This window comes from Tumidithrix helvetica PCC 7403 (assembly GCF_965232925.1).
GTDB classification, from domain to species: Bacteria; Cyanobacteriota; Cyanobacteriia; order Pseudanabaenales; family Pseudanabaenaceae; genus Tumidithrix; species Tumidithrix helvetica.
Genome location: NZ_CBDDRA010000002.1, coordinates 59,308 through 77,906, shown reverse-complemented (window position 1 = coordinate 77,906; position 18,599 = coordinate 59,308). Strand labels below are relative to the sequence as shown.

The window sequence follows — 18,599 nt, the reverse complement described above, 5'->3', positions numbered from 1 at the left end:
GCTACGCACATAATAAAGTACGGAGAATTAAATTTTGGGCATAGATCTGCGTAGTTATGTTTATTTAGACTATCTACAACGTCAACACGCCGCCTATCTTGGTACAGTGGCAATGGGCTTTTTGCCTTTGCCAGGCGATACTTCCCTATGGATTGAGATTTCACCAGGAATTGAAATTAACCGCATTACAGATGTGGCGCTCAAGTCTACATCGGTGCGTCCTGGGGTACAAATCGTCGAACGGCTATATGGGCTATTAGAAATTCACTCTAGCAGCCAAGGCGAGACTCAAGCGGCAGGTCAGGCGATTTTGCAAATGCTAGGCGTGACAGCAGATATGCGGCTCAAACCCCGCGTCCTATCGAGTCAAATTATTCGCAACATTGACGCCCATCAAACACAGTTGATCAACCGCTTTCGACGCGGACAAATGCTGTTAGCAGGGCAAACCCTTTATATTTTGGAAGTCGAGCCTGCTGCCTATGCGGCACTTGCTGCCAATGAAGCTGAGAAAGCGGCTCACATCAATATTCTAGAAGTGCAAGCTGTAGGGAGTTTTGGTCGTTTATATTTAGGCGGCGAAGAGCAAGACATCATGGCAGGATATGCTGCGGCAATTCAAGCGATCGAGAGCATTTCTGGTAGAGAAAACCCTGCGATCGCGATCGCGGGACGTAAGGAATAACACCACAACCGTTCGGGATAAGAAATTCATGCTACAGACTTTGAGCCGAATCTGTCCACGGTCACGACCGACCGTGCCAACGATCGATCGCCGTCGATCCCAATTTCAAACAAACGATTTTTGCGGTTTAATTGGTAGGCAAGTCATCATGCCGCGATCGCCAACGTTGTGAAAGAAAAGTTCAAGTTTGTTGCTACAGGTTTATGGATATGGCTGAGTTTGTCTGCGATCGCACCCGCATGGGGAGCGAAGATCGATAAAGCTACGGGTTTATCTGCCGAACAATATCGAGAAATGGGCTTAGTCTATCGGCGACAAGAGAAGCTTTCAGAAGCGATCGCAGCCTTACAAAAAGCGGTCGAACTCGACCCCAAAGATGTCTCAGGTAGAGTGATTTTGGGTTGGACGCAACACCTTGCAGGCAAAGAGGAGGAAGCTGCGACTTCTCTATGGGGTGCGATCTATCTGAAACCGCATACAGTGGAAGCGTTTAATGCTTTGGGAATTGTCTATTTAGTGCAGGGCAGTCTGCCTCATGCCGTTATGGTACATAGTTGGGCTGCCCTACTCAAACCAGATAATGAAATTGCTTACTACAACCTCAGTCTGGCTTACCATCGCCAACAACAATACGATCTGGCGATCGCCAATGCAGTCAGAGCCGCCGATCTAGAACCGAGTAACCCCCATCCTTTGGTGGCACTGGCTATTGCCCATTGGGATGCAGGCGATCGCGTTGCAGCCCGTAAAGCCTATCGAGATGCATTACGTGTGGATGGTCGCTATAGTAGCGCGGCATTTCTCGATTATCTTAAGGAAGCAGGGTTTAGCCCCGAGCAAATCCGCATTTCTAAGCAGGTTTTAGGAGCGAGCAACTCATAGAATTAAGTAAGCTTCTAGTTTTCGGTTGCGATCGGCGTGAGCACAAGACTACCATTGACTGGAAAGCCTAACGCGCTGCGATCGCCAAATCGCCAATATTGCTGAAATCGCGTCAAGAAATTCTGTCCGATGATGCCCTGTACGCCCATAATATCGAGTAAATCGTTCTTGATAATTGCTACATCTAAATCTTTTACGACATAGCCCCCTAATTCAAGCTGGGAGAGTTTTGCGGTCTTCGCCTTTTCTGTCCCACAAAATCCCGTGACTTCCACTTCTGGCAGTTCGGCGAGGTTAATCCCTAGTTTTTGGGCAAGGCGTTCTGAGAGAACCACCACATCTGCCCCCGAATCGAGCGCAAATTTAAAGCTACCTTTTCGATCGACCTTTGCCTCCGCAGTCATAATCCCCAGTTTACCGATTAATGGAATGGCACTGGGAATAGAAGATGAAGAACGTGGAAGCAGTTGCAATCGCGAAGCTTTGGGGTCGATCGCCAGATCGTAACTGCTTAAAAAGTCCATACCTAAAACGCCTGACTGCTGTCCAGGAATCGCGACCTTTGGCAATCCCATTCCATTTAATCCAGATACCGTTGCTCGATCTACAGTTAAGTCTGGGAGGGCGTGAATACTTGCCTCTGATTTGGAACAATCATTCCCAACCACAAAATACTTGAGAATCTGCTTAGGGAAAGGAACGCCCTTAATCCCAAGATCCTGAGCCGTCTTTGTATCGATGATCGAAGAAGAAGCCCCCGTATCTAAGAGGAATGTTTGCGGTTTACCGTTGATGCTTACAGGTAAGGTAAACACGGAGCTATTCGGTAGCTTCTGTAAGAGGACTGAAGCCTGACCAATCTGCTTGGGTTGAGGCAATGTTACGCCTGTCAGCTTCATCAATGCGCTCAAGCGTTCCTCCGCATCATCGCGCACTTTGCCTTCAGGCGAAAGCATCACAACTTTCATAAAGCAGTTGAGCGAAGCTGCCTGAGCAGATTCTTGGGTGGCTTGATTTGGGTTCGGAACCTCTTTGCGCATACAGACAACCAGTTGATTGAGCACCTCACGCCCAATTTTCTCTTGGTTCTCAGTTTGAACTTGGCTAACGTTTGTAGCTCGGTTGGTGGGTTGCTCTGATGGCTTTTCTACCTCAAGTCCAGAACGACGAATTTCTGTAGTGGGTTGGGTAGCAAATGTTAAGAAGCCTAGCCCTGTCCAAGCGATCGCTACCATACCAACGGTTAACCAAGTTTTCTTATTCATAGGAAATGCGGCAAAAGTCTGCAAGAATCATCATAAGCTTCAAAAAGTTCAACTCTACACTTATTATTGAGAATTCTGTCCGATCGCACGTTCTATGAATTCCCGTATGAGCAAAGCCTCTGCTGATAAGTTCACCTGCATCCACCAGTTGCCCTCAGAATTTAAGAACTCTTCGATCGGACACAACGAATGGAATGCTTGCTCGTCATCCATGCTGTCTACACCGTAGTGGATGAGTTGACCCAATACGTACAGGTAGTTTGTACTGGTCATCGTGTGCGATTGCCAATAGGCTGCTGCACCGATCGGGGGTTGTCTTGAGGCTGGAAATCTATTGGATGCCATAGTTTGGTAGCGCCTGTTCTCGTAAAACGAACTTACCATGCATACATGAATATTCGTAGCGATCGCACGCTTTGGAGCGCTCAAATTTGCTGAGAAAACCAGATTGCGGCTTCCGTATTCGTTTTTGTGGCTAGCAGTTCCATCGTTTGCTCTAACATGGCGATCGCTAGATTTGGTAGAACTTGAGATACTTCGCATTGTTGGTAAACGTTACTTTCATCCAATCGAAAGGCAAATAAGCGATCGGCTCTCACATCCACTACCCAATATTCAGAGATTCCTAATTCAGCATACATCCGCTTTTTTTCATCTAAATCGATCGCCAAAGTCGTATCAGAAATTTCACCCACAAGATCGGGCGATCGCCACAGCTCCAAGTCAATAAAACGCGACTGTTCGGCTTTCCAAGTCGGCGCATCATCACCCACGTACAAAACAATATCGGGAGCTACAGCTTTCTTGCCTTTTTTCTCGATCTGGCATCCCCCAAACGTACTTAATTTGAGATCGGGAAATTTTGCTGCCCAAAAAGCCAAAATCATCGCAAATAGATCGCCAAATTTAGCGTGATTAATTCCTTCTGCACCCATTTCTACCCACAAGCGTTGATTGTCAAAAAATAATTTGTAGCGATTGCCATCATCATCTCGCAGCATCTCATATTCATCCCAAGTTGCCTGCTGCCATTGCTGTTTAGGTTGTATTGCAACAATCATGATTTTGTCCCCTCGATTGCCATCTCTATAAACATCAATCATAAAGCCTGAACTAACCCGTCACAGAGATTCCGTAACTATTATCAATAGGTGTCAATAGGTAGAATTTTGCGCCTAAAATTTAGGAAGCCATACAAACTCGTGTAGTTCAGGATATCAACTTTTATGACAGTTCCACTACTCGCGCCCAAACCGCACAAATTTACATTCACGACCCAGCAATATCACCTCATGCATGAAGCAGGTGTGTTTTCAGAGGGAGATCGCCTCGAATTAATTCATGGAGAAATTACAACAATGTCCCCTATTGGCAGAAAACACGCTACCTGCGTTGCTCGTTTAACCAAAAGATTTGAGTTAAAGCTAGGCGATCGCACAATAATTTGGGCACAAAATCCAATTCGCTTGGATGACAAATCAGAACCACAGCCAGATCTTGCCATCTTGAAATTCCGCGATGATTTTTATGAAGCGGAGTTGCCAACACCGTCAGATGTTTTATTGATTATCGAAGTTGCGGATAGCACGATCTCTTACGACCGCGAAGTCAAAGCTCCCCTTTATGCGTCTGCGGGGATTCCCGAACTGTGGTTATTTGATGTTAATCAAAAAGCGATCGAAGCCTATTCCCAACCATCGCCAGCAGGATATAAACAGATGTATCGTTATGATGAGGGAGATACCTTGTCCGTGCTGGCATTTCCAGATGTGACTTTCACTTGGAAGGAATTATTTTAAATGGTTCAATTCAAATCTGAAGCTGCGATCCACGTTTCCCCTCGAAAGTTCAGACGAGTTTAGACAGATCGTCGATCTCAAAATATTGGTGAAATTTCTCAGTCACTTGTAGCCAGTACGATCGCCCATCAGATTGACGGCGTTTGCGGACAAACCCCTGCTCGACTAGCTCTTGGATTTGCGGATATGCCCCTGAACCGCGCAATTCCACCAGTTCAGATTGGGTAATTGGGTTTTTGAGCGCGATCGCTGCCAAAGTCCTTAACGCACCCCGCCCTAAATCGCTGGGAACCAGTTTTTGTACGAGATCGGCAAACTCTTCGCGCAAGCGCAAAGCGAACCCAGTATCGGTTTCAGCAATTTCTAACGCGCTATTGCGATGGGCATATTCAGCGATTAAATCGATTAAACCTTCTTCGGCAGTAGATTGATCGCAGGCTAAGATTTCAGCGATCTCGGCGATCGTAATGGCTTGCCCTTTGAGATAAAGGATCGCTTCAATTTTTTGGGAGACTAACTCTGACATGGCAAGATTGTACATAACGACGGCAGTTATGAGCGAAGGAGATTGAAATCGTGCCCAGTAGCATCATGTATTACGAGGATAATTATGTCGTGCTATCACCAAGCATGACCGAACAGTTTATGACGGCATCTGAGTTAGAGAGCTGCTTGCGCGGGTTACTTGCAGATATACAGGATAATTTACCGCTAGATTTACAAAAAATTCCTGCGATCGACGATCAAGTTCAACGCCTACTCAAAACTTCCTGCGAACTTGACTGTGGCGATGCGGGGACATGGCAGTGGTATGCCGTGCGACTAGAAAAATAGGATTTTGGACTTTGACATTCCCTATGGTTAACCTATAGGAATTTCTATGGATTGCAGCAACTCGGCACAGCAACGATAGTTTACGATTCTTAAAGATGTTTTTATAAAACTTGAGACTCTTATGGCTGATATTGTCGATATTGCGGTCGGTGCGGGTGCGTTTAAAACCTTAGTCACTGCTGTCCAAGCAGCAAATTTAGTCGATGCACTCAAGAGCCCAGGCCCATTTACGGTGTTTGCCCCCAATGATGACGCCTTTGCCAAACTCCCTGGGGGAACCATTACAACCTTAGTTCAAAATATTCCCCAATTAACGCGAATCCTCACCTTTCACGTTGTCTCTGGCAAATATACGAGAGCCGATCTAGCTAAACTAGATAAAGTGACTTCTTTAGAAGGAACCACCATTGACTTGCAGGTCTCTGACACCCTGTTTGAAGTCAATAATGCCACGGTAGTGGCAGCAGATATTGAGGCGGATAATGGCATCATTCATGTGATTGATACTGTAATTCTCATGCGTCCTTTCTATTTCGAGGGCTATATGGATGCTGGCTATGCTGGCATGAAATCTTAGGGAGATCGGCTTCGACTCAGTTCGGCATTACTTACTGACCTTCGCTCAGCCAATATGACCAAATGCTTCTCTAGTGCTGTAAGGGCTGACATTGGGGACAGAAGTGCGAAGAACGTCCAGCCAGCTTGATACGCTCGATCGCAGTTTGACAGACCCTACAGGGTTGTCCTGTACGACGAAATACCCAAGCCGTATCAATGTAGTTGCCTTTATCGCCACCCAGATCGCGAAAATCACTGAATGTGGTTCCCCCTTTGGCGATTCCCGCTTGCAGCACTTGGATAATCGCTTGGTGCAATGCGATCAGATTTGCCTCATCCAAACTACTAGCGGACTGGCGCGGGTGAATTTTGCTTAAGAATAAACATTCATCCGCATAGATGTTGCCGATCCCTGCCACGATCGCTTGGTCGAGCAGGGCGTTTTTAATCGGGCGACTCCTTGCTGGATGCGTTCCGCCGTGACCTTGTAAATGCTTGGCTAGGTAATCAGGGGTGAACTGCGGATCGAAAGGCTCTATGCCCAAATTTTGCAGCCCTGTGATGATGGTTTCGGGGGCTGTGTCTTGGGGAACCCACCACATTTGTCCAAAGGTACGCTGATCGTCAAAGCGCAGTTCCCGATCGCCATCCAAGAATAACCGCACGCGCGTGTGTTTGTGCACCTCTGTCGTCGCATCGCACCAGCGCAGGCTACCTGTCATGCGTAAATGTACGCCTAACCAACTCTGATTGCTCAATTCCCCCAGCAGGTATTTACCCCGCCGATGCCATTCCACAAACGCAGCTTCGGCAAGAGCAGACAAAAAATCAGTCGGCAGATTCGGATAGGCAACCGTGCGTGGTAATAGCACTTCACCTCCTCGAATCTGCCGACCAAGTGTATTTTGATTTAAACCGAGTCGAACGGTTTCAACCTCTGGTAACTCAGGCATCGTAAAACTACTAACTGTATAAACAGCTAATAGCTTAACGTTTATGAAACTTCTTCAACTTCGTCAATGGCAAAGTTGTTGGTAGCAACACCAGAATAGTTAACTTTTTCAAAGCGAACGATTACGGGGTAGATGATGCCACTCTTGTCGATAGAAGCTACGGTACCGAGATCGCGATACCAGTAAGATTCTTTGCGAAGGATACGCACTTTAGAGCCGCGTTGAATTGCCATAGAGTCTTCCTTGTTAAACTAGGTTGAATTCTAAAAATAAATAAGAACAATTATTGCAATCTAGGTTACTGCGATGCGATCGCCTCTGTCTATTTCTCGTTCGTTAAGTTTTATGTAACACCGATTCAGTATCATGGGTAAAAACACTTTCAAAACCCTTTAATTCCATACTTTTGAACCCATGGGGATTATCAAAAAGCGATCGACTGCGAAAGTCCGTGCCAATGAAATTTTGATTCGGTTGAAGCGGTTATATCCCGATGCCACCTGCACGCTTACCTATGAAAGCCCAGTTCAGTTGCTCGTGGCAGTGATTCTCTCGGCTCAATGTACCGACGAACGGGTGAATAAAGTTACCCCAGAGCTATTTCGACGCTTTCCCGATGCCCCAGCCCTTGCCGCTGCTGATATCGAAGAGTTGACGGAGTTGGTGCGCTCCACGGGGTTTTATCGCAACAAAGCCAAGAATATTAAAGCGACGGCTACGATCCTAGTCGAGCAGTTTGGTGGCGAAGTCCCCAGACGTATGGAGGAAATCATCACCCTCCCTGGGGCAGCGCGTAAAACTGCCAATGTCGTACTCGCCCATGCCTACGGCATCAATGCAGGGGTGACGGTCGATACCCATGTCAAACGTTTAACAAAACGACTAGGGTTGACCAAGCATGACGATCCGCTCAAAGTCGAACGAGATTTGATTAGTCTCTTGCCCCAAGAGGATTGGGAAAATTGGTCGATTCGCCTGATTTATCACGGTCGTGCTGTTTGCGATGCGCGTAAGCCCGCCTGCGATCGCTGCGAACTTGCCGATCTATGCCCCTCCGACCAATCTGCAATCCAGAAAATTCCGCCTTTAAAACAGGCATCTGTTCCTGCTAAAGGGATAAAAAAGCGATCGCCTGTGTAATTTGTGAAACTCTATTCTGGTGTATCTTAAGCCTGCGCAATTAACGTGCGATGGCGAGGGGAATTACTGGTAAGAGTTTGTCGCTTAAAGCCAGCCATTTCAATTGCTTGCTGAAGATCTAGAGCAAAATATTCATCCAAATAGGGTTCCGTGCTTTTAAGCAGCGTGAGAATGTAGGGTGGCATCTTGGCGTAGATTTCCGATTGGGGATTCATATCCATAATGGCTAAATGCCCCTGTGGACGAAGAATGCGTTTGGCTTCTTTGATAATCGCGATTGCCGCAGTTTGGGGCAGTTCGTGATAGACCAAAAAGATCGACACCAGATCGAAGGAGGCATCTGCAAACCCTGTTGACTCAGCCGCTGCATGTACCCAGTCGATCGCATAGTCAGGATGACGCTGACGGGTGTTGTAGTTGGCGATCGCGAGAAAATTGGGGGACAGATCTAAGCCTGTAATTTTTGCCTGTGGGTAGGTGGCTTGCAGGGCAAAGGTACTCATGCCCACACTGCAACCCACATCGAGAATATCTTGGGGGGCAGATGGAATCTGGGCAGTGAGAATATCATGATAACTTTGGCGCAGTTGGGCATCCCCTTGCGGGTCGTTCTTTTTCCAAATCCGCGAATGTACGGCATAGGCAGCTACTTCGACTTCAGTTGCCGCTTCCCAACCCAAATTGCCTCGATCGTAGGCATGAAAAGGACGCAGATAATATTCGGGATATTTCAGGTTCGGATTTTCTACCTGTGCGAGGTCGCTGTCTAAATCTTGCGATCGCAGTGCTGCCACAATATTTCTCCAAGCCACACCCATTGACTCAGCGCGCTCGATCATCATTTTTCGGGCTTGATGCTTGGCGAGGTTTGCTAGAGGTTTAATTGCCAATACCCCATTCACAAGGCGAGAGGCTAATCTAGGGGCGGGGTTAGGTGTGGTTGTAGCAGTCATAATCGAGATTCTTAGGATAACTAGGTTTCATTATGCCAAACTTGTCGTCAAATTTTCGCGATCGCTGGTGCGCGATCCAATTTTCTTACTTGGAATCCCAAAACCTTGTGCGCCAAAAGCAAATAAGTTCGCAATGTAAACGGTTGGGCACAGCGAAGTATGCGATAAAGTAAAGGTGGTCGTGACCTACTCTAAATCGAGCAGAATCAGGAGGGCTTACAGAGATGGGCAAAGGGAGGTTAGAAGCATTTAGTGATGGCGTGATTGCGATCATCATCACAATTATGGTGTTGGAACTAAAAGTACCCCATGGGGATAGTTTAGAAGAGCTACGTAAATTGATCCCTGTGTTTTTGAGCTATGTGCTGAGCTTTGTGAATCTTGGTATCTACTGGAATAACCACCATCACCTATTGCAAGCAGTCCGACATGTGAATGGAAGTATTCTGTGGGCGAACCTACATCTGCTATTTTGGCTATCGTTATTCCCCTTTGGCACTGCTTGGATGGGTGAAAACAACTTCACCACCATCCCCGTTGCTTTTTATGGAGTCGTTCTATTTCTGGCGGCACTCTCCTACTTTATCTTGACGATTGCCCTGGTTAACCACCACGGAAAAGATTCCCCTCTTGGGGTGGCGATCGGTAGCGACTTTAAAGGAAAGATATCACTCGGCTTTTATGGAATTGCTATTCCTCTTGCCTTTGTATTCCCTTGGCTCTCCTGTGCGCTATTTGTTTTGGTTGCAGTGATTTGGCTGATTCCCGATCGCCGCATTGAGAAAACCCTGATTCCGTAAATCCTTTTATCTCAGTCAGCAGGTCTCAGCACAACAGAGGCTCGGCATCGATCCGTAACTCCCTTGCCGCAAGCACGAGGCTTAAGGTCTGTGCTGTAGCAAATTTGAACTTCCTTAAGATATTGTCTTTTACACTGCACTGCGATCGCATCTCGCGATAAGGTAGGATTGTTTTCGACCAAATCATCTTCGATCGCTTGAACGGTTTTTGTGCTGTATTTGGTCGGCTGAATGTATTCAGGCGGTAAGTTGAGGCTGTTGTAGAGACTGCGGATTGAGGAAAAATATTTGTCTACGGTCAATCCACTACAGGTTCCATGTTTTTCCCATTCATGCTGAATCAACTTCTCACTGGGCATAATATCAATCATTTGATTGACAAGATTTTCTCTGACGGGAGGAGTTTTGGCACAGGACTGAGGATAACCACCGCTACTATACTGTGGCCATAGCCCATGCACGACAAAACCTAACCTTCTGCCTTTACATTGCGGATCGCCATTACTGATTCCCGTATCGGCACAGTATTGGGGCGACCAAGACAGCGAGAGCAGATAATAATCAAATTTTTTTTGATTAGACTGAGATTTTGCACTGGCATCGCTAAATCCTATAGAAAAGGCGATTAGAATGGCTAACAGAAAACTGAGCAGTCTTTTCACTAGAATCTCCCTTTAAGGTAAAGAGCTATGCTCAGTACAATATCGGCAGAATCGCCTGAAGTTCCAAACCTTAAATTTTCTTAATAAAATCAGATATATTTCTAATTTCTCTTGGGCAATTTGAACGCAATACCCCATTCTAGGTTTTGTCCATAGCTAGCCCCAGAGCTGCGCGGGTTACTCGCCTATAAACCATTACCAATCAGGATAAATGGCGACCAGTAGAAAGGATGAGAGAACTGCTTGCCGCGAATCAAGTCGATCTGAGCTTGACTGAGTGCGGTGGCTTTAGTGAAAAATCAAGAGGGTTTAGCATTTGCGAAGTAGATTTTCGGTGAGGAGTTTATGAGTTGTGACGCAAATGCTAAACCCCCTACAAAAATTCTATTTTACCCTTCATATCTACTGGTGTCAGCACTTCATACATCAAAATCAGTGCATTTACAATCTCGCCAATCGAGCGGCTACCTTTTTGACAATAGGCAATTCCCGAATGCTCGTATCCTTGACTTGCAATTATCAGAAAGTCTCGATCTTGCGTGATAATGACTCTTTTGGTCTGACAAACATAGGCAAGCTGCTCAGGATCGCTTTTACTGCGTAGTCCCACTTCCGCAGTGGTCGTGACATCAATACCATAACGCCGCAACCCAGCAGCTACAACTGGATCGACATTTTCATCTAGATGAAAACGAATCTTAGTCACCTCTGAGTACCTTCAGTCTCTCTTTGAGCTGAGATGGATAAGATTGCTGTAAACCGATAACCAATAATTCTTCTTCTTGCGATCGCCGATCGATTTCTTCACGATGATCGAAATAGTAAGCGATCGCGGCATAAACCGAAGCAATTTTTAGATCGTACTTTCCAGCAATTTCGGCTAACGAATAATTCATCTTGAGGTGCATCAAAGCAACATCTTCAACCGCAATTCGCGTACCAGAGACACAAGGTTTTCCACCTCGCACATCTGCAATCACTTCAATATATTCTTTACTAGTTACAAGCATTTAGGGAACTATATACAGAGATGGAATTTGGGAATATCTCAATACCAAAGTCGCAATACTTTGAGGTTGCATTACAATTATACGTTCCTCCCCCCAAGATACGAAAGAAAAATAATTCCCGTAGGGGCAAAGCATTCCCGTAGGCGTTAACGCATTTCACCAAAATCATCAAATGGGAATGCTTTGTCCAAAAAAACACAACGCAGGAACAACTTGCGATGGGAAGAGGGTTTAGCATTCGCGGAGTAGATTTTCTGTGAGAAGTTTATGAAGGGTGGCGCAAATGCTAAACCCCTACAGATCTACAGATTTTTTCATATCTCCGCATACACCGTCTCATCTTCTTTACGCCATGCTGGATCGACAATACAAATAAATACCAACGGCTCAGCGCCAAGATTACGAATAAATTGCCGCGCATTGGGAGGAATGTAAATAGCGTCGCCTGGTTCTACCACTTGGGTTTCGCGATCGATGTGCATCTCACCGCTACCGCTAAGAATGTAATACACCTCAGAAGTAGTCAAAGCGTGGGGCTGAGAAGTTTGACCGACGGGTACGATCGCATGGGCAAGGCTGTAACGTAAAGCGATCGCTTGCTTGTCAGGGTGCAGCAGCTCGCGCAACAGCGTGCCATCTCCTGCCGTAAATTCAACACAGTCCTGCAACTTGTTTATTAACATAAATTTAAATGATGGGGCATGGTTGGAAATTAAATTCCTGAATGAATGTCAGGGGATTCAGATAGACTGGATATAGCAAAAATAAACCATCTATGCAGACTATTTCTGAGAATATCAACAGCATAAAAGCGAATGAGTCTATCCCTGCATCTGTCGGCAGTGAAAACTCTGGTGAAAACCTCAATGCTGAGAATTTAGGCACGATCGTGCGTCGTAAAACCCGACCCGTAAAGATCGGCTCTGTAACGATCGGAGGCGGACATCCTGTGGTTGTCCAGTCCATGATCAACGAAGATACGCTCGATATTGCAGGCGCAGTCGCAGGGATTCGCAGGTTGCATGAAATTGGTTGTGAGATCGTGCGGGTTACGGTTCCGAGTTTGGCACATGCCCATGCCCTCGCAGAAATTCGTGCCACGCTGAAACAGACATACCAAGATGTGCCCCTCGTCGCAGACGTGCATCATAACGGCATGAAAATTGCCCTAGAAGTTGCCAAGCACGTGGATAAAGTCAGAATAAATCCTGGACTCTATGTATTTGAAAAGCCCAAGGTGGGGCGTACAGGATATAGCCAAACTGAGTTTGAAGAAATTGGCGAAAAAATTAAAGAAACCCTAAAACCCCTTGTCGTCTCGTTACGGGATCAGGGTAAGGCTATGCGAATTGGCGTCAATCATGGCTCCCTTGCCGAACGCATGCTGTTTACCTACGGCGACACGCCACAGGGTATGGTGGAGTCTGCTTTAGAATTTATTCGCATTTGTGAAGAATTAGAGTTTCGCAATTTAGTCATTTCGCTCAAGGCATCGCGCGTTCCCGTGATGGTGGCTGCCTATCAACTCATGGCTAAACGCATGGATGCGTTGGGAATGGACTATCCTTTACACCTCGGTGTCACCGAAGCAGGCGATGGCGAATACGGTCGGATCAAATCTACCGCAGGTATTGCCACCCTCTTAGCACAGGGAATTGGCGACACCATCCGCGTCTCGCTTACTGAAGCCCCTGAAAAAGAAATTCCTGTCTGCTACAGCATTTTGCAGGCTCTAGGTTTGCGCAAAACCATGGTGGAATATGTGGCTTGCCCTTCCTGTGGCAGAACCCTATTTAACCTTGAGGAAGTCTTGCATAAGGTCAGAGAGGCAACCAAACATTTAACAGGGCTAGATATTGCCGTGATGGGTTGCATCGTAAATGGGCCTGGTGAAATGGCTGATGCCGATTATGGCTATGTCGGTAAGACCCCTGGCATGATTTCTCTCTATCGCGGCAAAGAAGAAATCAAGCGCGTACCTGAAAACGAAGGGGTTGAGCAGTTAATTGCCCTGATCAAATCTGACGATCGCTGGGTCGAGCCGTAAATTGCCAACACAGACACCTTTTATCTAACGCTTAAACGCTTCGTCTTAAAAGACGAAGCGTTTCTAATTACAGGCACTCGAAACCGTATCGCTCGTATTTGGGTCGGTACTGACCGCAATTAAATCTGCAATATTTCGCTGCATGGTTTTGCAAATATTATCGAGAGGTAAATCATTTGTATCGCGTCCGAAGGGATCTTCGATTTGAATGCCAATTTCCTCAATGCCAAGTAGGGTAAAGCTCATCAGGGCAACAATTGGTCCCGTCATCCACTCCAATTGATCGACCATTTGAAAGGGAAGCGATAAACAGTAAATCAACAGCAACTGCTTTAGATGGATCGCATAGGCAAGGGGGATTGGGGTTTTGAGAATACGCTCGCAAATACCTGCAACATCCACCATGTTATGTAAGAGTTGACTCATATCGCCTAGCTGATAGCGATCGAGTTTGCCCTGTTTATACTGATTTTGCAAATATCGGCTAATCCAAAAGGCAATTTCGAGAGGGGGATGATTCATGGTTTTGAGGCGATCGAACTGTGCGGGTGATAGCACGGCTTCCAGTTCGCGATCGATCGGCTCAGAGCGCAGATGTAGCTTCAGCGCGATCGCAAAGGCAGGCAGTAACTTCAACGCACATATTTTTTGGTCGCGATCGCTGGGTTCCTGTTCCGCAATCGCCACCAAGATTTGCCGTGAGAGATTTCGTACTGTATTGATCAACTGTCCCCAAGCCTTACGTCCTTCCCAAAAGCGATCGTAGGCAGTGTTTGTGCGAAAAACCAGTAACAAACCCAACACAATATTGGGAATCAGGCTGCTCAAAAAGGGTAACGAAACACCAATCTTTGCTAAGTGTAAGAGATAGACCACAACGCCAAATGCTCCACACAAAAGCGATCGTGGTAGTACCTCAGGCACAACTGAACCCCTCCAACTCAATGCGAGGCGAAACCAGCCGTCTTTTTTGCCGCTCATATCTCCATTACCAAATAGCAACAAAACTCGATCTCATCCCTTCTCCTCATACATTCGCATACAGTTTCGCCCAGACTGCTTTGCTTGCGCAAGGGCTTGTTCGGCACGACCGAGTAATTCTGTGATATTTACCTTGCTATCCTGCATGACCCTGTAAACTGTCGCCCCAATACTTACCGTAACTTGTAAATGTAGACCATCGGATAGCGCGATCTGATGACTATCGATCGCAAGCACGAGTTGATCGGCTAAATTTCGAGTTGCTCTAGGCTCGAGTTCTGGGGTTATGCAGACAAACGCACCGCCGCTATATCGATAGAGCAAACTATTGGGAGTACAGGCATTTTGCAAACGCCCAGCGATCGCCGTTAAAACTTCATCCCCCACAGCATGACCGTACTGAGCATTCACCTGCTGCAAGCGATCGACATCAATCATTAACACGCTCAAATAATTCTGCTCATCCTCACGAGCAACCTTTGCATCCTGCAGGAATTGCTCTAATAGATGACGTATGCCCCTAACAGCACGACGGTTTAATACACCTGTAAGCGGATCGATTAAATCTAAAGAGGCAAGTAATTTGTTGCGTACAAGTAACTTTTGGTTAGTCAATGTCAGCGCTTTTGACAGCAAGCAAAGGCGTAAACCCATTCTAACTCTGGCTCTTAGTTCAGAGGGATCGATGGGTTTTGTCAACAATTCATCAGCACCCGCATCTAGCCCAAATATGCGATGTTCGTAACTGGCATAGGGAGAAAGCAAGATAAAGTATATAGATCTTAGTTCGGGATATTCCTGATTTGCTTTGACTCGCTGGCATAACGCCAAGCCAGAGATATCAGGTAAAGACCAGTTACTAATTACTACATCGGGTTGAGTGGCAAGGACTTTTTCCCAACCAGATTCGGCAGTTGTAGCGATGTTAATTAGGTAGCCATCTTCGCTGAGACATTGAGACACCAAGGTTGCAGTCATCGAATCGTCATCGATCACAAGGACTTTTAGTTGGTGGCGACGGTAATTCAGTCTGTGGAGATCCAAACGTTTTACCTGACGAAGGTTATTAAAACAGCGAGCTTACTGACATTCTCCCGATGTTGATGCTATGCATCCTTCCACGGAGTACCGTTAGAGCGCGAGCCTTCTCGCAAAACCTCTCGGTAAAAAACAATAGGAGCTTTCTTCCTGCTTTATTGCAGCGATCGCAGACCTCAAAAAGAAGCCCCATCCCTAACGGGTAGGGAATGGGAATCGGTCACTTCTTGCCCCAACCAAATAGCCCCCCTCCACTTTTTTTATCAGGTTGTTTTGCAGGTGGCTTTGCTGCTTGCGTTGAGGTGCTGCTGTTGAGCTGGTTGATATATTTCAGGGCAGTCGGCTCTTTTGGGTCGATTTTCAGTGCCTTTTGGAAATTTGTCTTTGCCATCATGGCGACATTTTGATTCATATAAACTAGACCCTGCATGCCAAAGATTTTGGCATTGTTTGGATCGAGCTTTTCGGCTGCTTTTAACTCTTTCAGCGCATCAGCCCATTGCTTTTTACTGATAAACAGTTCTGCCATTTGGATGTTCCGCATAGCAGGTGACTGAGCGGGTGGTCTAGAAACTTCAGCCGTACTAGAACTCGCCGTAGCCGAGGCAGACGTACTGGTGGCGCTTGGCGTAGAACTAGCGCTACTAAATACGAGGCTTTGTTGCGTCAATAGGTAGACCAAATTTAATTCGCTGAGGTCTTCGGTATATTCGAGAATTTTGTCTAGGGCTTTGTATTGGAGAGGCGAGACTTCCTCAACAAATTTGGTGTAGGTAATTTCATGGGGAAACTTATATAGCTTTTGCGCTAATTCGGACTTTAAAGCGAGGGATTCAGCCTTTTGTTTTTGCCCCTGAGCAAATAGACGCAGTGTCGCCAGATACTCGCCTCTTTCGCGATCGTTATGCAGGGTTTGGTAAGCAGGACTAACCATTTTAGACAGATAGTTAGTGGCTAGCTCTTTTTCCTCAGCGGTGCGACCAAATACATCTGGATGCAGAACTTTCGCAAGTTGTAAAAACTTTTTGCGAATATGTGCAGCATCGGTGGTCATTGCTAACCCCAAAATTGCATAATGATCTGGGATCTTATAGCTGGCAAGACCTCGGCTGATTTTAAAGATTTCTGGTTTTCCCATAGGTTCCACCTCCTAAGTATTTTTTCAAGTGTACCCTCTTGACGCATTTGGGTTAAAGCCTCATCTACGGCTTTTTTGAGAGACTCATCATCTTTATTTACAATCGCCACCAAACTGATAGGTAGCAAAGGCGTACCGATCGCGGTCAGGTCTGGATTGTTTCTGACTTGCCAAACGGCAACGGGCTCATCGAGCAACATGGCATCCAGCTGCCGATCGCGTAGTTGGGTCACCATGCGATCGAGATCGCGCGAGGAAAACAACCGAATGGCATTGCCTCTGTTCTTATTATAAGTTTCTATGACTGCGGCTCCGCCGCTATTGGCTACAACACCAACCCTCTTACCAATTAAATCTCGTAGGGTCGTGAGACGGAGTGTATCTTTGCGAATCAACAATCGTTGAGAACTGCGGTAATAGGGAACTGTTTCGGCAAACTTATCTTTACTCGTTCCGCTAGTTAGCGCTCCCTGCTCTCGGACGCTAAAAATCAGATCGACCTGATGCGATTCTAAACTTTCGGGCTGCCCCGCCCAAGGCGTATTAATGGGGCGTGCTTCGATTTTGAGACGATTAGCAATTTCTTGAATAATCTCCAACTCAAACCCGTCGTAAAACTGCGTTTTGGCATTCCAAAACAGGTAAGGTCCACCAACCGAGGCATCGATCGCCACACGAATATTCCCGCGCCTTGTCACCAGGGCAAGACTGCCATCGGCAAAGACTGGGGTGACAAACAAACTAGCGCAGATGCCCGTATAGAGAGCAAAATGTGAAATCAGGGTGGAAACACTGGGGAGCAATGAATTGCGACGAGAAGTTCGACTGAGCATTGGTTCCGTGAAGTAATTGAGAGGGCTAGTTAGCGATCGGGACTTGAACTTAAGATTTTGACCCACCCCGAATTTGCTCGATAAAAAACTCTTCGAGGGTTTGACGGGAGAGGTTCATGCTAATGATTTTGGCATTGATGCCTGCGAGCATTTCTAGAAATTTTTGCGGATCGCCTTCTAGCTGACCATGCCACATATCCCCTTGTTCCTCAAAATGTAGGAGCCAAGGTTTTAGCTCTGCTTCAGTACCGCCGTAGCCACTGACTTGGTAGGTTTTTTCTGTGCCTAGTAGCTCGTTGAGCGTGCCGATCGCAATCAGTTCGCCTTTATTTAAGATCCCAATGCGATCGCAAATAATTTCCACATCCGCCAAGATATGGGTATTAAAAAACACGGTTTTACCGAGCTTTTTGAGCATCAAAATAATTTCGCGTACTTGGTAGCGCCCGACAGGATCGAGTCCAGACATGGGTTCATCTAAAAAGACGATATCGGGATCGTTGATCAGTGCTTGTGCCAGGCCGATCCGTTGCACCATCCCTTTAGAATATTGACGCAACTGTTTTTTGCGAGCAGCCGACTGGGGCAGCCCCACCAGATCGAGCAGATCGGCAATGCGCTGACGACGGAGGTTGGACTCAATCCCAAACATGCTGCCGATAAACTCTAGAAATTCCCAACCTGTGAGGTAGTCATAATAGTAGGCTTGCTCGGGTAGAAACCCGATATATTGCTTACAAGCGCGATCGCCAAGCTGATAGCCCAAAATTTGACCCGAACCAGAGGTAGGCTGAACAATACCAAGGAGCAGTTTTAGCAGTGTGGTTTTACCTGCCCCATTTGGTCCCAATAGACCAAAGGTCTCACCGCGTTGAACCGTTAAAGAGCAAGCTTGCAGCGAGGTAACTTTTTGGTTAAGCCAAAATCCCGTTTTGTAGATTTTGGTTAGTCGATCGGCCAAGATGGCTGGTGATAGTGACTTGTTTGCTTGGTCAAAGCTATTCAGACCTTCAGTAGTCAT

The 18,599-nt window shown here is 46.5% G+C and carries 25 protein-coding genes and 1 pseudogene; 9 read left to right on the top strand and 17 right to left on the bottom strand.

Annotated elements, in window-relative coordinates; all coding sequences use genetic code 11:
* Positions 1 to 34: 34 nt before the first annotated feature.
* The 3 genes from ccmP to ACP2WE_RS02215 are packed head-to-tail and all read left to right on the top strand — an operon-like array spanning position 35 to position 1,567.
* A complete protein-coding gene (ccmP, locus tag ACP2WE_RS02225) occupies positions 35 to 685 on the top strand; it encodes a beta-carboxysome protein CcmP (RefSeq protein WP_425213968.1) in 651 nt (216 codons plus the stop codon).
* Positions 606 to 857, top strand: a complete 252-nt coding sequence (locus tag ACP2WE_RS02220; RefSeq protein WP_425214227.1) for a hypothetical protein — start codon at positions 606 to 608, stop codon at positions 855 to 857. The genes ccmP and ACP2WE_RS02220 overlap by 80 nt, the downstream gene beginning before the upstream one ends.
* On the top strand, positions 854 to 1,567 hold the full coding sequence (locus tag ACP2WE_RS02215) for a tetratricopeptide repeat protein (RefSeq protein WP_425213967.1): 714 nt from the start codon (positions 854 to 856) through the stop codon (positions 1,565 to 1,567). The genes ACP2WE_RS02220 and ACP2WE_RS02215 overlap by 4 nt, the downstream gene beginning before the upstream one ends.
* Before the next feature lie 14 nt (positions 1,568 to 1,581).
* Here the strand turns inward: ACP2WE_RS02215 and ACP2WE_RS02210 are convergent, their stop codons facing one another.
* The 3 genes from ACP2WE_RS02210 to ACP2WE_RS02200 all read right to left on the bottom strand — a co-directional run bounded on the left by ACP2WE_RS02210 (position 1,582) and on the right by ACP2WE_RS02200 (position 3,893).
* Positions 1,582 to 2,832: a retroviral-like aspartic protease family protein gene (locus ACP2WE_RS02210; protein WP_425213966.1), complete on the bottom strand. Its 1,251-nt coding sequence runs from the start codon at positions 2,830 to 2,832 to the stop codon at positions 1,582 to 1,584.
* A 63-nt stretch (positions 2,833 to 2,895) separates the two neighbouring features.
* Positions 2,896 to 3,177 (bottom strand): hypothetical protein, encoded by a 282-nt coding sequence (locus tag ACP2WE_RS02205; RefSeq protein WP_425213965.1) that lies wholly within the window; start codon positions 3,175 to 3,177, stop codon positions 2,896 to 2,898.
* 80 nt (positions 3,178 to 3,257) lie between these two features.
* A complete protein-coding gene (locus ACP2WE_RS02200; RefSeq protein ID WP_425213964.1) occupies positions 3,258 to 3,893 on the bottom strand; it encodes a Uma2 family endonuclease in 636 nt (211 codons plus the stop codon).
* Positions 3,894 to 4,058: 165 nt separating this feature from the next.
* On the opposite strand from ACP2WE_RS02200, the gene ACP2WE_RS02195 reads away from it, so the two are divergent.
* Positions 4,059 to 4,631 carry a Uma2 family endonuclease gene (locus ACP2WE_RS02195; protein WP_425213963.1) on the top strand — a complete coding sequence of 191 codons (573 nt, stop codon included), beginning with the start codon at positions 4,059 to 4,061 and terminating at the stop codon, positions 4,629 to 4,631.
* Between the two features lie 49 nt (positions 4,632 to 4,680).
* On the opposite strand, the gene scpB is transcribed toward ACP2WE_RS02195, so the two are convergent.
* On the bottom strand, positions 4,681 to 5,157 hold the full coding sequence (scpB, locus tag ACP2WE_RS02190) for an SMC-Scp complex subunit ScpB (protein WP_425213962.1): 477 nt from the start codon (positions 5,155 to 5,157) through the stop codon (positions 4,681 to 4,683).
* 50 nt (positions 5,158 to 5,207) lie between these two features.
* Between scpB and ACP2WE_RS02185 the strand changes: the two genes are divergently transcribed.
* Complete coding sequence (locus ACP2WE_RS02185) at positions 5,208 to 5,465, top strand: CRR7 family NDH-1 assembly protein (RefSeq protein WP_425213961.1); 258 nt, start codon at positions 5,208 to 5,210, stop codon at positions 5,463 to 5,465.
* 121 nt (positions 5,466 to 5,586) lie between these two features.
* Positions 5,587 to 6,042: a fasciclin domain-containing protein gene (locus ACP2WE_RS02180; RefSeq protein ID WP_425213960.1), complete on the top strand. Its 456-nt coding sequence runs from the start codon at positions 5,587 to 5,589 to the stop codon at positions 6,040 to 6,042.
* Positions 6,043 to 6,112: 70 nt separating this feature from the next.
* Here the strand turns inward: ACP2WE_RS02180 and ACP2WE_RS02175 are convergent, their stop codons facing one another.
* Both ACP2WE_RS02175 and ACP2WE_RS02170 read right to left on the bottom strand, forming a co-directional pair.
* Positions 6,113 to 6,976: a DNA-formamidopyrimidine glycosylase gene (locus ACP2WE_RS02175; protein ID WP_425213959.1), complete on the bottom strand. Its 864-nt coding sequence runs from the start codon at positions 6,974 to 6,976 to the stop codon at positions 6,113 to 6,115.
* A gap of 41 nt (positions 6,977 to 7,017) precedes the next feature.
* Positions 7,018 to 7,209, bottom strand: a complete 192-nt coding sequence (locus ACP2WE_RS02170; RefSeq protein WP_330481561.1) for a photosystem I reaction center subunit IV — start codon at positions 7,207 to 7,209, stop codon at positions 7,018 to 7,020.
* Positions 7,210 to 7,390: 181 nt separating this feature from the next.
* Between ACP2WE_RS02170 and nth the strand changes: the two genes are divergently transcribed.
* Positions 7,391 to 8,116, top strand: coding sequence for an endonuclease III (nth, locus tag ACP2WE_RS02165; RefSeq protein ID WP_425213958.1), 726 nt, complete (start codon positions 7,391 to 7,393; stop codon positions 8,114 to 8,116).
* 26 nt (positions 8,117 to 8,142) lie between these two features.
* Here nth and ACP2WE_RS02160 read toward each other — a convergent pair whose 3' ends face one another.
* Positions 8,143 to 9,069: a class I SAM-dependent methyltransferase gene (locus ACP2WE_RS02160; protein WP_425213957.1), complete on the bottom strand. Its 927-nt coding sequence runs from the start codon at positions 9,067 to 9,069 to the stop codon at positions 8,143 to 8,145.
* A 224-nt stretch (positions 9,070 to 9,293) separates the two neighbouring features.
* Between ACP2WE_RS02160 and ACP2WE_RS02155 the strand changes: the two genes are divergently transcribed.
* Complete coding sequence (locus tag ACP2WE_RS02155; RefSeq protein WP_425213956.1) at positions 9,294 to 9,869, top strand: TMEM175 family protein; 576 nt, start codon at positions 9,294 to 9,296, stop codon at positions 9,867 to 9,869.
* A gap of 11 nt (positions 9,870 to 9,880) precedes the next feature.
* On the opposite strand, the gene ACP2WE_RS02150 is transcribed toward ACP2WE_RS02155, so the two are convergent.
* From ACP2WE_RS02150 to ACP2WE_RS02130, 5 genes and pseudogenes are all read right to left on the bottom strand, one after another.
* Positions 9,881 to 10,531, bottom strand: a complete 651-nt coding sequence (locus tag ACP2WE_RS02150) for a ribonuclease T2 family protein (RefSeq protein WP_425213955.1) — start codon at positions 10,529 to 10,531, stop codon at positions 9,881 to 9,883.
* Positions 10,532 to 10,716: 185 nt separating this feature from the next.
* Positions 10,717 to 10,812, bottom strand: a pseudogene (locus tag ACP2WE_RS02145) (CHAT domain-containing protein); the annotation flags it as partial.
* 92 nt (positions 10,813 to 10,904) lie between these two features.
* Complete coding sequence (locus ACP2WE_RS02140) at positions 10,905 to 11,237, bottom strand: DUF5615 family PIN-like protein (protein ID WP_425213954.1); 333 nt, start codon at positions 11,235 to 11,237, stop codon at positions 10,905 to 10,907.
* Entirely contained in the window at positions 11,230 to 11,541 is a 312-nt protein-coding gene (locus ACP2WE_RS02135) for a DUF433 domain-containing protein (protein ID WP_425213953.1), read from the bottom strand. Before ACP2WE_RS02135 ends, ACP2WE_RS02140 begins: the two co-directional genes overlap by 8 nt.
* Before the next feature lie 314 nt (positions 11,542 to 11,855).
* Complete coding sequence (locus tag ACP2WE_RS02130; RefSeq protein WP_425213952.1) at positions 11,856 to 12,224, bottom strand: cupin domain-containing protein; 369 nt, start codon at positions 12,222 to 12,224, stop codon at positions 11,856 to 11,858.
* A gap of 92 nt (positions 12,225 to 12,316) precedes the next feature.
* Between ACP2WE_RS02130 and ispG the strand changes: the two genes are divergently transcribed.
* Positions 12,317 to 13,588 carry a (E)-4-hydroxy-3-methylbut-2-enyl-diphosphate synthase gene (gene ispG / locus ACP2WE_RS02125; protein WP_425213951.1) on the top strand — a complete coding sequence of 424 codons (1,272 nt, stop codon included), beginning with the start codon at positions 12,317 to 12,319 and terminating at the stop codon, positions 13,586 to 13,588.
* 63 nt (positions 13,589 to 13,651) lie between these two features.
* Here the strand turns inward: ispG and ACP2WE_RS02120 are convergent, their stop codons facing one another.
* The 5 genes from ACP2WE_RS02120 to ACP2WE_RS02100 form a co-directional block, all read right to left on the bottom strand.
* On the bottom strand, positions 13,652 to 14,569 hold the full coding sequence (locus ACP2WE_RS02120; protein WP_425213950.1) for a bestrophin family protein: 918 nt from the start codon (positions 14,567 to 14,569) through the stop codon (positions 13,652 to 13,654).
* Between the two features lie 33 nt (positions 14,570 to 14,602).
* Entirely contained in the window at positions 14,603 to 15,613 is a 1,011-nt protein-coding gene (locus tag ACP2WE_RS02115) for a GGDEF domain-containing response regulator (protein WP_425213949.1), read from the bottom strand.
* A 214-nt stretch (positions 15,614 to 15,827) separates the two neighbouring features.
* The gene (locus tag ACP2WE_RS02110) at positions 15,828 to 16,745 is read right to left on the bottom strand and encodes a J domain-containing protein (RefSeq protein ID WP_425213948.1); all 918 of its coding nucleotides are present in this window, start codon (positions 16,743 to 16,745) and stop codon (positions 15,828 to 15,830) included.
* The gene (locus ACP2WE_RS02105) at positions 16,664 to 17,578 is read right to left on the bottom strand and encodes a substrate-binding periplasmic protein (protein ID WP_425213947.1); all 915 of its coding nucleotides are present in this window, start codon (positions 17,576 to 17,578) and stop codon (positions 16,664 to 16,666) included. Before ACP2WE_RS02105 ends, ACP2WE_RS02110 begins: the two co-directional genes overlap by 82 nt.
* Before the next feature lie 49 nt (positions 17,579 to 17,627).
* On the bottom strand, positions 17,628 to 18,599 hold the full coding sequence (locus ACP2WE_RS02100) for an ABC transporter ATP-binding protein (RefSeq protein WP_425213946.1): 972 nt from the start codon (positions 18,597 to 18,599) through the stop codon (positions 17,628 to 17,630).

Bases quoted from the DNA above. Each gene is read 5' to 3' on its own strand.
- ACP2WE_RS02220 (WP_425214227.1), top strand. From the start codon at position 606: ATGCTGCGGCAATTCAAGCGATCGAGAGCATTTCTGGTAGAGAAAACC.
- ACP2WE_RS02210 (WP_425213966.1), bottom strand. From the start codon at position 2,832: ATGAATAAGAAAACTTGGTTAACCGTTGGTATGGTAGCGATCGCTTGG.
- ACP2WE_RS02205 (WP_425213965.1), bottom strand. From the start codon at position 3,177: ATGGCATCCAATAGATTTCCAGCCTCAAGACAACCCCCGATCGGTGCA.
- ACP2WE_RS02200 (WP_425213964.1), bottom strand. From the start codon at position 3,893: ATGATTGTTGCAATACAACCTAAACAGCAATGGCAGCAGGCAACTTGG.
- ACP2WE_RS02195 (WP_425213963.1), top strand. From the start codon at position 4,059: ATGACAGTTCCACTACTCGCGCCCAAACCGCACAAATTTACATTCACG.
- scpB (WP_425213962.1), bottom strand. From the start codon at position 5,157: ATGTCAGAGTTAGTCTCCCAAAAAATTGAAGCGATCCTTTATCTCAAA.
- ACP2WE_RS02180 (WP_425213960.1), top strand. From the start codon at position 5,587: ATGGCTGATATTGTCGATATTGCGGTCGGTGCGGGTGCGTTTAAAACC.
- ACP2WE_RS02175 (WP_425213959.1), bottom strand. From the start codon at position 6,976: ATGCCTGAGTTACCAGAGGTTGAAACCGTTCGACTCGGTTTAAATCAA.
- ACP2WE_RS02170 (WP_330481561.1), bottom strand. From the start codon at position 7,209: ATGGCAATTCAACGCGGCTCTAAAGTGCGTATCCTTCGCAAAGAATCT.
- nth (WP_425213958.1), top strand. From the start codon at position 7,391: ATGGGGATTATCAAAAAGCGATCGACTGCGAAAGTCCGTGCCAATGAA.
- ACP2WE_RS02160 (WP_425213957.1), bottom strand. From the start codon at position 9,069: ATGACTGCTACAACCACACCTAACCCCGCCCCTAGATTAGCCTCTCGC.
- ACP2WE_RS02155 (WP_425213956.1), top strand. From the start codon at position 9,294: ATGGGCAAAGGGAGGTTAGAAGCATTTAGTGATGGCGTGATTGCGATC.
- ACP2WE_RS02135 (WP_425213953.1), bottom strand. From the start codon at position 11,541: ATGCTTGTAACTAGTAAAGAATATATTGAAGTGATTGCAGATGTGCGA.
- ACP2WE_RS02130 (WP_425213952.1), bottom strand. From the start codon at position 12,224: ATGTTAATAAACAAGTTGCAGGACTGTGTTGAATTTACGGCAGGAGAT.
- ispG (WP_425213951.1), top strand. From the start codon at position 12,317: ATGCAGACTATTTCTGAGAATATCAACAGCATAAAAGCGAATGAGTCT.
- ACP2WE_RS02120 (WP_425213950.1), bottom strand. From the start codon at position 14,569: ATGAGCGGCAAAAAAGACGGCTGGTTTCGCCTCGCATTGAGTTGGAGG.
- ACP2WE_RS02110 (WP_425213948.1), bottom strand. From the start codon at position 16,745: ATGGGAAAACCAGAAATCTTTAAAATCAGCCGAGGTCTTGCCAGCTAT.
- ACP2WE_RS02105 (WP_425213947.1), bottom strand. From the start codon at position 17,578: ATGCTCAGTCGAACTTCTCGTCGCAATTCATTGCTCCCCAGTGTTTCC.
- ACP2WE_RS02100 (WP_425213946.1), bottom strand. From the start codon at position 18,599: ATGACTACTGAAGGTCTGAATAGCTTTGACCAAGCAAACAAGTCACTA.